Origin of the sequence: Escherichia sp. WS1152 (genome assembly GCF_046487665.1) — a bacterium.
Taxonomy (GTDB): domain Bacteria; phylum Pseudomonadota; class Gammaproteobacteria; order Enterobacterales; family Enterobacteriaceae; genus Escherichia; species Escherichia coli.
Window position 1 is genome coordinate 256,290 of record NZ_JBJQJA010000001.1, and the last position, 13,876, is coordinate 270,165.

The 13,876-nt window shown below is 53.0% G+C and carries 10 protein-coding genes; 8 read left to right on the forward strand and 2 right to left on the reverse strand.

The features are described 5' to 3' along the window. Nucleotides 1–41: 41 nt before the first annotated feature. Complete coding sequence (locus ACJHW7_RS01190) at nt 42–935, forward strand: YcbJ family phosphotransferase (protein WP_000436922.1); 894 nt, start codon at nt 42–44, stop codon at nt 933–935. On the opposite strand, the gene elyC is transcribed toward ACJHW7_RS01190, so the two are convergent. After that, on the reverse strand, nt 912–1,691 hold the full coding sequence (gene elyC / locus ACJHW7_RS01195) for an envelope biogenesis factor ElyC (protein ID WP_000899607.1): 780 nt from the start codon (nt 1,689–1,691) through the stop codon (nt 912–914). The two genes, ACJHW7_RS01190 and elyC, sit on opposite strands and share 24 nt — an antisense overlap. 135 nt (nt 1,692–1,826) lie before the next feature. On the opposite strand from elyC, the gene cmoM reads away from it, so the two are divergent. The 7 genes from cmoM (at nt 1,827) to gloC (ending at nt 12,587) form a co-directional block, all read left to right on the forward strand. Then, a complete protein-coding gene (cmoM, locus tag ACJHW7_RS01200) occupies nt 1,827–2,612 on the forward strand; it encodes a tRNA uridine 5-oxyacetic acid(34) methyltransferase CmoM (protein WP_001298300.1) in 786 nt (261 codons plus the stop codon). Continuing rightward, complete coding sequence (gene mukF, locus ACJHW7_RS01205; RefSeq protein ID WP_001288850.1) at nt 2,609–3,931, forward strand: chromosome partition protein MukF; 1,323 nt, start codon at nt 2,609–2,611, stop codon at nt 3,929–3,931. Before cmoM ends, mukF begins: the two co-directional genes overlap by 4 nt. Continuing rightward, the gene (gene mukE, locus ACJHW7_RS01210; protein ID WP_001295347.1) at nt 3,912–4,616 is read left to right on the forward strand and encodes a chromosome partition protein MukE; all 705 of its coding nucleotides are present in this window, start codon (nt 3,912–3,914) and stop codon (nt 4,614–4,616) included. The genes mukF and mukE overlap by 20 nt, the downstream gene beginning before the upstream one ends. Beyond that, complete coding sequence (gene mukB, locus ACJHW7_RS01215) at nt 4,616–9,076, forward strand: chromosome partition protein MukB (RefSeq protein ID WP_021556651.1); 4,461 nt, start codon at nt 4,616–4,618, stop codon at nt 9,074–9,076. The genes mukE and mukB overlap by 1 nt, the downstream gene beginning before the upstream one ends. A gap of 260 nt (nt 9,077–9,336) precedes the next feature. Further along, on the forward strand, nt 9,337–11,184 hold the full coding sequence (ldtD, locus tag ACJHW7_RS01220; RefSeq protein ID WP_021556652.1) for a L,D-transpeptidase: 1,848 nt from the start codon (nt 9,337–9,339) through the stop codon (nt 11,182–11,184). A 180-nt stretch (nt 11,185–11,364) separates the two neighbouring features. Continuing rightward, complete coding sequence (locus tag ACJHW7_RS01225) at nt 11,365–11,913, forward strand: YcbK family protein (protein ID WP_001295932.1); 549 nt, start codon at nt 11,365–11,367, stop codon at nt 11,911–11,913. A gap of 26 nt (nt 11,914–11,939) precedes the next feature. Beyond that, the gene (gene gloC, locus ACJHW7_RS01230) at nt 11,940–12,587 is read left to right on the forward strand and encodes a hydroxyacylglutathione hydrolase GloC (RefSeq protein WP_001109487.1); all 648 of its coding nucleotides are present in this window, start codon (nt 11,940–11,942) and stop codon (nt 12,585–12,587) included. Nucleotides 12,588–12,637: 50 nt separating this feature from the next. Here gloC and aspC read toward each other — a convergent pair whose 3' ends face one another. Next, the gene (gene aspC, locus ACJHW7_RS01235; protein ID WP_000462687.1) at nt 12,638–13,828 is read right to left on the reverse strand and encodes an aspartate transaminase; all 1,191 of its coding nucleotides are present in this window, start codon (nt 13,826–13,828) and stop codon (nt 12,638–12,640) included. Between the last annotated feature and the right edge of the window lie 48 nt (nt 13,829–13,876).

Below are 13,876 nucleotides of genomic sequence, written 5' to 3' on the forward strand. Positions count from 1 at the left end.
CGCTCATTATGAAAGCAGTAGCTTTTATGAGGGTAATCTGAATGGAACAGCTGCGTGCCGAATTAAGCCATTTACTGGGCGAAAAACTCAGTCGTATTGAGTGCGTCAATGAAAAAGCGGATACGGCGTTGTGGGCTTTGTATGACAGCCAGGGAAACCCAATGCCGCTAATGGCAAGAAGCTTTAGTACGCCCGGAAAAGCCCGACAACTGGCATGGAAAACCACCATGCTGGCAAGAAGTGGGACTGTCCGTATGCCGACTATTTATGGTGTGATGACGCATGAAGAACACCCCGGCCCTGATGTCCTGCTACTGGAGCGGATGCGTGGTGTTTCGGTGGAGGCACCAGCCCGAACACCAGAACGCTGGGAACAGCTCAAAGACCAAATCGTTGAAGCCTTACTGGCCTGGCACCGTCAGGACAGTCGCGGTTGCGTCGGCGCGGTCGACAATACTCAGGAAAATTTCTGGCCCTCATGGTACCGGCAACATGTTGAAGTGCTATGGACCACGCTCAATCAGTTCAATAACACCGGTCTGACGATGCAGGATAAGCGGATCCTGTTTCGCACTCGCGAATGTCTCCCGGCATTATTTGAAGGCTTTAACGACAATTGTGTGTTGATTCACGGTAACTTCTGTTTACGCAGCATGCTGAAAGATTCGCGCAGCGATCAGTTACTGGCGATGGTCGGGCCGGGACTAATGCTTTGGGCACCGCGAGAATACGAACTGTTCCGACTAATGGATAATTCTCTGGCGGAAGATTTGCTCTGGAGTTACCTGCAACGCGCGCCAGTGGCGGAGTCGTTCATCTGGCGGCGTTGGTTGTATGTGTTATGGGATGAAGTTGCGCAACTGGTTAATACCGGACGATTTAGTCGGCGCAACTTCGATCTGGCATCAAAATCACTCTTGCCGTGGCTCGCCTGACGGACCTTTCAGCCACTGCCAGATGCGGCCAAGCGTTTCATAGCCAACACGATCGCTATGCATCAGCCAGACCGGAGAAGGGATTGCCCGTTCCCACGGATTAAGCGGCGAGTCGATGGCCAACTGATTCGCCGGGGCTGGTAGCGGATTTAACCCTTCCTGCTGAAAAAAGATCATCGCCCGCGGCAGATGTGATGCGGAGGTCACCAGCAGGAAAGGGGCGTCACCAATCGCCTGTTTCACTGCCGCAGCTTCTTCTTCGGTATCTTTTGGCAAATCCAGGGTGATAATTTGCTCGCGCGGTACGCCCAGCGATTGCGCAACTCTGGCACCTACTTCCGCTGTACTCACCGTATTGGTTTTTGCTACGCCTCCCGTGAAGATCAGTTTTGAACCCGGATTATCGCGCCATAAACGGATACCCTCATTCAGGCGTGGCAGACTGTTATTGATTAAATTAGAGCTCGGTGCCCACTGCGGGTTCCAGGTATAACCACCTCCGAGCACCACGATATAGTCCACTTTTTGCGAATTATTCCATGTCGGATAGGTGCTTTCGATGGGACGCAGCAGGCGGTCGGCTACCGGTTGCAAACTCAATAACAAGAGTGACAGCCACCCAATGCTAATAAAAATCTTCCCGGTTTTTTGAAAACGGCTAAACCACAGCAGCGCCAGGCCAGCGCCAATAATTAACAACATCAGCGGAAGTGGCAGCAACATATTGCCAATCACTTTTTTCAGTGTAAAAAGCATCCTTTCTGGTTCCTTTTTTAACCATATAGCAAGGGATCGCCAGCGATATTACACCAGACGGGTTCATTCTCGCCGTGGCTGTGACAAAATAGCGTCTTTATCAGAAAACGTCTTAGCCAACCGGTGGAGAAAGCAATGCAGGATCGCAATTTTGATGATATTGCGGAAAAGTTTTCCCGTAACATTTACGGCACCACCAAAGGGCAGCTTCGACAGGCTATTCTGTGGCAGGATCTCGATCGCGTGCTGGCGGAAATGGGTCCGCAAAAACTGCGTGTGCTGGATGCGGGCGGTGGAGAAGGGCAGACCGCAATCAAAATGGCCGAGCGCGGGCATCAGGTCATTTTATGCGATCTTTCTGCGCAGATGATCGACCGCGCAAAACAGGCGGCAGAAGCAAAAGGTGTGAGCGACAACATGCAATTTATACATTGCGCCGCTCAGGATGTTGCTTCGCATTTGGAAACGCCCGTTGATCTGATATTGTTCCATGCGGTGCTCGAGTGGGTGGCTGATCCCCGCAGCGTATTGCAGACCCTGTGGTCAGTGTTGCGTCCAGGCGGCGTGTTGTCGTTAATGTTCTACAATGCGCATGGTTTGTTGATGCATAACATGGTCGCCGGGAATTTTGATTACGTGCAGGCGGGAATGCCGAAAAAGAAAAAACGGACGCTTTCGCCAGATTATCCACGCGACCCGGCGCAGGTTTATCTGTGGCTGGAAGAAGCTGGTTGGCAAATTATGGGTAAGACAGGCGTTCGCGTGTTTCATGATTATCTGCGCGAGAAGCACCAGCAGCGCGACTGCTATGAAGCATTACTTGAATTAGAAACGCGTTATTGCCGTCAGGAACCGTATATTACCCTGGGGCGTTATATTCATGTCACCGCGCGCAAACCGCAGAGCAAGGATAAAGTATGAGTGAATTTTCCCAGACAGTCCCCGAACTGGTTGCCTGGGCCAGAAAAAATGACTTCTCCATCTCGCTGCCGGTAGACCGACTCTCTTTTCTGCTGGCGGTTGCCACGCTGAACGGCGAGCGTCTGGATGGTGAGATGAGTGAAGGCGAGCTGGTGGATGCATTCCGCCATGTGAGTGATGCGTTTGAGCAAACCAGCGAAACCATCGGCGTGCGCGCCAATAACGCGATCAACGACATGGTGCGTCAACGTCTGCTGAACCGCTTTACCAGCGAGCAGGCAGAAGGGAACGCAATTTACCGTCTGACGCCGCTCGGCATCGGCATTACTGACTATTACATCCGTCAGCGCGAGTTTTCTACGCTGCGCCTTTCTATGCAGTTGTCGATTGTGGCGGGTGAGCTCAAACGCGCAGCAGATGCCGCCGAAGAGGGCGGTGATGAATTTCACTGGCACCGTAATGTCTATGCGCCACTGAAATATTCGGTAGCAGAAATTTTCGACAGTATCGACCTGACGCAACGTCTGATGGACGAACAGCAGCAGCAGGTGAAGGACGATATCGCCCAGTTGCTGAACAAAGACTGGCGGGCGGCGATTTCCAGCTGTGAATTGTTGCTTTCGGAAACTTCCGGAACGCTGCGTGAATTGCAGGATACACTGGAAGCGGCAGGCGACAAATTGCAGGCTAATCTGTTGCGCATTCAGGATGCGACGATGACTCATGACGATCTGCATTTTGTCGATCGTCTGGTGTTCGATCTGCAGAGCAAACTCGACCGTATTATCAGTTGGGGCCAGCAATCCATCGACTTGTGGATTGGCTACGACCGCCACGTACACAAATTTATTCGTACCGCGATCGATATGGATAAAAACCGCGTCTTTGCTCAGCGGTTACGTCAGTCGGTACAAACCTATTTTGATGAGCCGTGGGCGCTAACTTATGCCAATGCCGATCGTCTGCTGGATATGCGTGACGAAGAGATGGCACTGCGCGATGAAGAAGTGACTGGGGAACTTCCTGAGGATCTGGAATACGAAGAGTTTAACGAGATCCGCGAACAGCTGGCGGCGATCATCGAAGAACAACTTGCTGTGTACAAAACTAGACAAGTGCCGCTGGATCTTGGTCTGGTGGTACGCGAATATCTGTCACAGTATCCGCGTGCACGTCACTTTGACGTTGCGCGCATTGTTATTGATCAGGCGGTACGTCTTGGCGTAGCGCAAGCAGATTTCACCGGACTGCCAGCGAAATGGCAGCCGATTAATGATTACGGAGCCAAGGTACAGGCGCATGTCATCGACAAATATTGAACAAGTGATGCCGGTTAAGCTGGCGCAGGCGCTGGCGAATCCGTTATTTCCGGCGCTGGACAGCGCCTTACGTTCAGGCCGCCATATTGGCCTCGACGAACTGGATAATCATGCATTCCTGATGGATTTTCAGGAATATCTGGAAGAGTTTTACGCGCGTTATAACGTTGAGCTTATTCGTGCACCGGAAGGGTTCTTCTATTTACGTCCACGTTCCACCACGCTGATCCCTCGTTCCGTCTTGTCGGAACTGGATATGATGGTCGGGAAAATCCTCTGCTATCTCTATCTCAGCCCGGAACGGCTGGCGAATGAGGGGATTTTTACTCAACAGGAACTGTACGACGAACTGCTCACCCTGGCCGATGAAGCGAAACTGCTGAAACTGGTGAACAACCGTTCAACCGGTTCAGACGTTGACCGTCAGAAGTTGCAGGAAAAAGTACGTTCTTCGCTCAACCGTCTGCGTCGTTTAGGCATGGTGTGGTTTATGGGCCACGACAGCAGCAAGTTCCGCATTACCGAATCGGTGTTCCGCTTCGGAGCCGATGTGCGTGCTGGCGACGATCCCCGTGAAGCACAGCGTCGCCTGATTCGTGATGGCGAAGCAATGCCGATTGAAAATCATCTGCAACTCAACGATGAAACCGAAGAGAATCAGCCAGATAGCGGAGAGGAAGAATAATGATTGAACGCGGTAAATTTCGCTCACTGACGCTGATTAACTGGAACGGCTTTTTTGCCCGAACTTTTGACCTTGACGAGCTGGTCACGACGCTTTCTGGCGGTAACGGGGCGGGTAAATCCACCACCATGGCGGCGTTCGTTACGGCGCTGATCCCCGACCTGACCCTGCTGCATTTCCGTAACACTACGGAAGCCGGGGCCACCAGCGGTTCGCGCGATAAAGGTCTGCACGGTAAGCTGAAAGCGGGTGTCTGTTATTCGATGCTCGACACCATTAACTCGCGCCACCAGCGCGTGGTGGTCGGTGTGCGTCTGCAACAGGTTGCCGGACGCGATCGTAAAGTGGATATCAAACCATTTGCCATTCAGGGACTGCCGATGTCGGTGCAGCCGACACAGCTGGTGACCGAAACTCTGAACGAACGCCAGGCGCGCGTGCTGCCGCTTAACGAGCTGAAAGACAAGCTCGAGGCGATGGAAGGCGTGCAGTTTAAACAGTTCAACTCCATTACCGATTACCACTCGCTGATGTTCGATCTGGGCATCATCGCGCGTCGTCTGCGCTCCGCATCTGACCGTAGCAAATTCTATCGTCTGATCGAAGCTTCGCTGTATGGCGGGATCTCCAGTGCCATTACCCGTTCTCTGCGCGACTACCTGTTGCCGGAAAACAGCGGCGTGCGTAAAGCGTTCCAGGACATGGAAGCGGCGCTGCGTGAAAACCGCATGACGCTGGAAGCGATTCGTGTCACCCAATCGGACCGTGACCTGTTTAAGCATCTGATCAGCGAAGCTACCAACTACGTGGCGGCGGACTACATGCGTCACGCCAACGAGCGCCGTGTCCATCTCGACAAAGCGCTGGAGTTTCGTCGCGAGCTACATACTTCGCGTCAGCAACTGGCGGCTGAGCAGTACAAACACGTCGATATGGCGCGTGAGCTGGCAGAGCACAACGGTGCCGAAGGCGATCTGGAAGCGGATTATCAGGCGGCCAGCGATCACCTGAACCTGGTGCAAACCGCACTGCGTCAGCAGGAGAAGATCGAACGCTACGAAGCGGATCTCGATGAGCTGCAGATCCGTCTGGAAGAGCAAAACGAAGTGGTGGCAGAAGCCATCGAACGCCAGGAAGAGAACGAGGCTCGTGCGGAAGCTGCCGAACTGGAAGTGGACGAGCTGAAAAGCCAGCTTGCTGACTACCAGCAGGCGCTGGACGTCCAGCAAACGCGCGCGATCCAGTATAACCAGGCGATTGCTGCGCTTAATCGTGCCAAAGAACTGTGCCATCTGCCGGACTTAACCGCCGACAGCGCCGCCGAATGGCTGGAAACCTTCCAGGCGAAAGAGCTGGAAGCGACTGAAAAAATGCTCTCTCTTGAGCAGAAAATGAGCATGGCGCAAACCGCGCACAGCCAGTTTGAGCAGGCTTATCAGCTGGTGGTGGCAATCAACGGCCCGCTGGCGCGTAACGAGGCGTGGGATGTCGCTCGCGAACTATTGCGCGAAGGGGTCGATCAGCGTCACCTGGCAGAGCAGGTTCAGCCGCTGCGGATGCGATTAAGCGAACTGGAACAGCGTCTACGCGAGCAGCAAGAAGCTGAGCGTCTGCTGGCAGATTTCTGCAAACGTCAGGGCAAGAATTTTGATATTGATGAACTGGAAGCTCTGCATCAGGAGCTGGAAGCACGCATTGCCTCTCTTTCCGATAGCGTATCTAACGCCCGTGAAGAGCGGATGGCACTGCGGCAGGAACAGGAACAGCTGCAGTCTCGCATTCAGAGTTTGATGCAGCGTGCGCCGGTTTGGCTGGCAGCGCAAAACAGTCTCAACCAGTTGAGCGAACAGTGCGGCGAAGAGTTCACCTCCAGCCAGGACGTCACCGAATTCCTGCAACAGCTGCTGGAGCGTGAGCGCGAAGCCATTGTTGAACGCGATGAAGTGGGCGCGCGCAAAAACGCTGTCGATGAAGAGATCGAACGTTTAAGCCAGCCTGGCGGCTCTGAAGACCAGCGTCTGAATGCGCTGGCGGAGCGTTTTGGCGGCGTGCTGCTGTCAGAAATTTATGATGACGTTAGCCTGGAAGATGCGCCGTACTTCTCAGCGCTGTATGGCCCGTCACGCCACGCCATCGTGGTGCCAGATCTATCACAGGTAACTGAACACCTGGAGGGCTTGACCGATTGCCCGGAAGATCTCTATTTGATCGAAGGGGATCCGCAGTCATTCGATGACAGCGTGTTCAGCGTTGATGAGCTGGAAAAAGCGGTAGTGGTGAAAATCGCCGATCGTCAGTGGCGTTATTCACGTTTCCCGGAAGTGCCGCTGTTTGGTCGTGCTGCGCGTGAAAGCCGTATTGAAAGCCTCCATGCCGAGCGTGAAGTGCTTTCCGAACGCTTCGCCACGCTCTCCTTTGACGTACAGAAAACCCAGCGTCTGCATCAGGCGTTCAGCCGCTTTATCGGTAGTCATCTGGCGGTGGCGTTTGAGTCTGACCCGGAAGCAGAAATCCGTCAACTGAACAGCCGTCGCGTCGAACTGGAGCGGGCGTTGAGTAATCATGAAAATGATAACCAGCAGCAGCGTATTCAGTTTGAGCAGGCGAAAGAAGGCGTTACGGCGCTGAACCGCATTCTGCCGCGTCTCAACCTGTTGGCTGATGATAGCCTGGCGGATCGCGTCGATGAAATCCGCGAACGTCTGGATGAAGCCCAGGAAGCCGCGCGTTTTGTTCAGCAGTTTGGCAATCAACTGGCGAAACTGGAACCGATCGTTTCGGTATTGCAGAGCGACCCGGAACAGTTCGAACAGTTAAAAGAAGATTACGCGTACTCTCAGCAGATGCAGCGCGATGCCCGTCAGCAGGCGTTTGCCCTGACGGAAGTGGTGCAGCGTCGTGCGCACTTTAGCTATTCTGACTCGGCAGAAATGCTTAGCGGTAACAACGATCTCAACGAAAAACTGCGTGAACGTCTGGAACAGGCGGAAGCGGAGCGTACCCGCGCTCGCGAAGCGTTGCGCGGTCACGCAGCGCAGTTGAGTCAGTACAACCAGGTGCTGGCTTCGCTGAAAAGTTCTTACGACACCAAAAAAGAGCTACTCAACGATCTGCAACGTGAATTGCAGGATATCGGCGTGCGTGCTGATAGCGGGGCAGAAGAGCGGGCACGTATTCGCCGTGACGAGTTGCACGCACAACTGAGCAATAACCGTTCGCGCCGCAATCAACTGGAAAAAGCGCTTACATTCTGCGAAGCGGAGATGGACAACCTGACCCGCAAACTGCGCAAGCTGGAGCGGGATTACTTTGAGATGCGCGAGCAGGTAGTGACCGCCAAAGCGGGCTGGTGTGCGGTGATGCGCATGGTGAAAGATAACGGCGTTGAGCGCCGCTTACACCGTCGTGAGCTGGCTTATCTCTCCGCTGATGATTTGCGTTCCATGTCGGATAAGGCGTTAGGTGCGCTGCGTCTGGCGGTGGCGGATAACGAACATCTGCGCGACGTGCTGCGCATGTCGGAAGATCCGAAACGTCCGGAGCGTAAAATTCAGTTCTTCGTGGCGGTTTATCAGCATCTGCGTGAACGTATTCGTCAGGATATTATTCGTACCGATGATCCGGTGGAAGCTATCGAACAGATGGAGATCGAACTTAGCCGTCTGACCGAAGAATTAACCTCCCGTGAACAGAAACTGGCGATCAGTTCCCGCAGCGTGGCGAACATCATTCGCAAAACCATTCAGCGCGAGCAGAACCGTATCCGTATGCTCAACCAGGGGTTGCAGAACGTATCGTTTGGTCAGGTGAACAGCGTGCGCCTCAACGTGAACGTGCGTGAAACACACGCCATGCTGCTGGATGTGCTCTCTGAACAGCATGAGCAGCATCAGGATCTGTTTAACAGCAACCGTCTGACCTTCTCGGAAGCGCTGGCGAAATTGTATCAGCGTCTTAATCCGCAGATTGATATGGGGCAGCGCACGCCGCAGACCATTGGCGAAGAACTGCTGGATTACCGCAATTATCTGGAAATGGAAGTTGAGGTTAACCGTGGTTCCGATGGCTGGTTGCGCGCAGAGTCTGGTGCATTGTCGACCGGTGAGGCGATTGGTACCGGTATGTCGATTCTGGTGATGGTGGTACAAAGCTGGGAAGATGAATCTCGCCGCCTGCGCGGTAAAGATATCTCTCCTTGCCGCCTGCTGTTCCTCGATGAAGCAGCGCGACTGGATGCTCGTTCTATCGCCACGCTGTTTGAATTGTGTGAACGTTTGCAAATGCAGCTCATCATCGCAGCGCCGGAAAATATCAGTCCGGAAAAAGGCACCACCTATAAACTGGTGCGTAAAGTCTTCCAGAATACCGAACACGTTCACGTCGTCGGCCTGCGAGGATTTGCGCCGCAACTCCCTGAAACGCTTCCAGGAAGTGACGAAGCGCCTTCCCAGGCGAGTTAAAATGAAGGCGGCAGCAATGCCGCCTTTTCTTTTTCCGAAAACTCCGTTTCTGCACTAAAAAAGTGGCACATTACGGCGCGCTTTTCTTTAAACTTCTTTACATTAGGTTATGTAAAAACGTATCGGCGTTTATATACTGAAGATAAGCCTGATGAGTAACAGGCTTGCTCGTCATACTTTCGTGAGTATTGGCGTTGTACAGGCAAGTCGTAAAATAACAGCCTGGCTATTCAGAGTATGATAAAAACAGGGGGCAAGGGATGTTGCTTAATATGATGTGTGGTCGTCGGCTGTCGGCAATCAGTTTGTGCCTGGCCGTAACATTCGCTCCACTGTTCAATGCGCAGGCCGATGAGCCTGAAGTAATCCCTGGCGACAGCCCGGTGGCTGTCAGTGAACAGGGCGAGGCACTGCCGCAGGCGCAAGCCACGGCAATAATGGCGGGGATCCTGCCATTGCCTGAAGGTGCGGCAGAAAAAGCCCGCACGCAAATCGAATCTCAATTACCCGCAGGTTACAAGCCGGTTTATCTTAACCAGCTTCAACTGTTGTATGCCGCACGCGATATGCAACCCATGTGGGAAAACCGTGATGCTGTTAAAGCCTTCCAGCAACAGCTGGCAGAGGTGGCGATTGCCGGTTTCCAGCCGCAGTTTAATAAATGGGTAGAGTTACTGACCGATCCTGGTGTTAACGGGATGGCACGCGACGTGGTGCTCTCTGATGCGATGATGGGCTATCTCCATTTCATTGCAAATATTCCGGTCAAAGGCACTCGCTGGCTATATAGCAGTAAACCTTATGCGCTTTCAACGCCGCCGCTTTCGGTGATTAACCAATGGCAGCTAGCGCTGGATAAAGGTCAATTGCCTACGTTTGTTGCAGGACTGGCACCGCAGCATCCGCAATATGCGGCGATGCATGAATCGTTACTGGCCTTACTCAGTGACACCAAACCGTGGCCCCAACTGACCGGCAAAGCAACGTTGCGCCCAGGGCAGTGGAGTAACGACGTACCGGCGTTGCGCGAAATATTGCAACGCACAGGCATGTTGAACGGGGGACCGAAAATTACGCTACCTGGCGATGACACGCCAACTGACGCGGTAGTCAGCCCATCCGCTGTTACTGTTGAAACAGCAGAAACTAAGCCGATGGACAAGCAAACGACGTCTCGTAGTAAACCTGCGCCTGCCGTTCGTGCCGCCTACGATAATGAACTGGTGGAAGCCGTTAAACGTTTTCAGGCATGGCAAGGATTGGGGGCAGATGGTGCTATTGGCCCGGCAACGCGGGACTGGTTAAACGTAACGCCCGCCCAGCGTGCTGGCGTGTTGGCACTCAACATCCAGCGATTGCGCTTGCTGCCAACAGAGCTTTCTACCGGGATCATGGTTAACATTCCGGCCTATTCGCTGGTCTACTATCAGAACGGCAATCAGGTGCTGGATTCGCGAGTCATTGTCGGTCGCCCCGATCGTAAAACGCCGATGATGAGCAGTGCACTTAACAACGTAGTGGTAAACCCGCCGTGGAACGTACCACCAACTCTGGCACGCAAAGATATTCTGCCGAAAGTGCGCAACGATCCGGGATATCTCGAAAGCCATGGCTATACGGTGATGCGCGGCTGGAACAGCAGAGAAGCGATTGACCCATGGCAGGTTGACTGGTCTACAATCACGGCCTCGAATTTACCGTTCCGCTTCCAGCAGGCTCCAGGCCCACGGAACTCGCTGGGGCGCTATAAATTCAATATGCCGAGTTCAGAGGCCATTTATTTGCATGACACGCCGAACCACAATCTGTTCAAGCGTGATACACGCGCATTGAGCTCAGGCTGTGTACGAGTGAATAAAGCTTCCGATCTGGCGAATATGCTGTTGCAGGATGCAGGCTGGAATGACAAACGTATTTCTGATGCGCTGAAGCAGGGTGATACACGTTACGTCAATATTCGGCAGTCGATTCCGGTGAATCTCTACTACCTGACGGCCTTTGTTGGTGCAGATGGTCGTACCCAGTATCGTACAGATATTTACAATTATGATCTGCCTGCGCGATCCAGCTCGCAAATCGTATCGAAAGCGGAACAATTAATCAGGTAAATGAAGTAGTTCGGGGAAATCAGTTGTCGTAATAATTAGCATGATTGGGGGTGATTCTCTGCAGCCCCCGTCACTGCTGGGGTTGAGTCATCTTGACGTCTGCTTTACGGGCGGTTAAGGTGCCTCTTGTGCGCCAGAAGTGCATATAAACGATAACATTGACCTGTAGACTTGATTATCATGGACAAATTCGACGCTAATCGCCGCAAATTGCTGGCGCTTGGTGGCGTTGCACTCGGTGCCGCCATCCTGCCGACCCCTGCGTTTGCAACACTCTCTACCCCACGCCCGCGCATTTTGACACTCAATAATCTTCATACCGGAGAGTCAATCAAAGCGGAGTTTTTCGATGGCAGAGGCTATATTCAGGAAGAATTGGCAAAACTTAACCATTTTTTCCGCGATTACCGCGCGAACAAAATAAAGTCCATCGACCCAGGATTATTCGACCAGTTGTATCGCCTGCAAGGGTTGTTAGGCACGCGCAAACCGGTGCAACTCATTTCCGGTTATCGTTCCATTGATACCAACAATGAACTACGCGCCCGCAGCCGTGGAGTAGCGAAGAAAAGCTATCACACTAAAGGCCAGGCGATGGATTTCCATATTGAAGGTATCGCGTTAAGCAATATTCGCAAAGCCGCGTTATCTATGCGCGCAGGTGGTGTAGGATATTACCCACGTAGTAACTTTGTGCATATTGATACCGGGCCAGCACGGCACTGGTAGTAATTGCTTAACGAAACAGGGGCAGTATGAACTATCGTATTATTCCGGTCACCGCATTCTCCCAGAACTGTTCATTGATCTGGTGTGAACAAACCCGCCTGGCCGCACTGGTCGATCCTGGCGGCGATGCGGAAAAAATCAAACAGGAAGTTGATGACAGCGGCCTGACACTGATGCAGATCCTGCTGACGCATGGTCATCTGGACCACGTTGGCGCAGCGGCGGAACTGGCGCAACATTACGGCGTGCCGGTTTTTGGTCCGGAAAAAGAAGATGAGTTCTGGCTGCAAGGCTTGCCTGCGCAAAGTCGTATGTTTGGTCTGGAAGAGTGCCAGCCGCTGACGCCAGATCGTTGGCTGAACGAAGGCGATACCATCAGCATAGGGAATGTGACTTTACAGGTGTTACATTGCCCTGGGCATACGCCGGGTCATGTCGTGTTTTTTGATGATCGGGCAAAGCTGCTGATTTCTGGCGATGTTATTTTCAAAGGCGGAGTAGGGCGCAGTGACTTCCCGCGTGGCGATCATAATCAACTGATTTCTTCAATCAAAGATAAGTTGCTGCCACTGGGGGATGACGTGACATTTATTCCGGGTCACGGACCATTATCCACACTTGGTTATGAACGCCTGCATAATCCCTTCCTGCAAGACGAAATGCCCGTCTGGTAAGGCACACATAAAAAAGCCCGCTTTTCAGCGGGCTTCATTGTTTTTAACGCTTACAGCACTGCCACAATCGCTTCGCACAGCGGAGCCATGTTATCTGGTGTCATCCCGGCCACGTTTACGCGACCAGAAGCAACAGCATACACGCCAAACTCTTCGCGCAGACGCAGCACTTGTTCTTTTGTCAGGCCACTGAAGGAGAACATGCCGTTCTGTTTGATGATAAAGCTGAAGTCGCGGTTTGCGCCTTTTTCCTGCAGCGTATTGACGAACAACTGACGCATACGCTGAATACGCTGGCGCATATCAGTCAGCTCTTGTTCCCAAATCGCACGTAACGCATCGTTGCTCAGGATGGTGGCAACAACAGAAGCGCCGTGTGCTGGAGGGTTAGAGTAGTTAGCGCGAATCGCCGCTTTCATTTGGCTGAATGCGCGATCAACGGTTTCACTGTCGGCAGCAACCAGAGTACAAGCGCCAACACGCTCGTTGTACAGGCCAAAGTTTTTAGAGTAGGAACTGGCAACAATCAGCTCTTTATGCATAGCCGCGAAAGCGCGCAGTCCTTCAGCATCTTCTTCTAGACCACGGGCAAAACCCTGGTAAGCGAAGTCAAACAGCGGTAACCAGCCTTTCTCAACGGAGAGTTGTGCCAGTGTCTGCCATTGTTCCAGCGTAGGGTCGATACCGGTTGGGTTATGGCAGCAGCCATGGAACAGCACTACGTCGCCAGCCTGAGCTTCGTTCAGGCTGTTAATCAGTGCATCGAAGTCAAGGGTGTGATTTTCCGCATCATAATAAGCGTATTCACGAACTTCCAGACCTGCAGAGTTAAAGACGCTCTTATGGTTCGGCCAGCTTGGGTTGCTCACCCACACACGCTTAACGCTGGTATTTTTTGCCAGGAAGTCGGCAGCCACGCGTAGTGCGCCAGTGCCACCCGGAGTCTGTGCCGTGCGAGCACGTTTGTCATTGATCAGGGCGCTACCTTTACCAAACAGCAGTTCCTGAGTGCAGCGACCAAATTCAGGGATGCCGTCAATGCCGAGGTAATTTTTGGTGGTTTCATTTTCGAGCAGATACTGTTCAGCCTTTTTCACGCTGGTCAGTACCGGGGTTTTGCCCGTCTCATCTTTATAGACACCAATCCCGAGGTTAATTTTGCCGGGACGTTCATCGGCACGAAACAGATCGGCCAGGCCCAGAATCGGGTCGGCAGGAGCGGCGGTAATGTTCTCAAACATGACGAGGTTCCATTATGGTTACAGAAGGGAAGTCCGCTATCAGGGTAA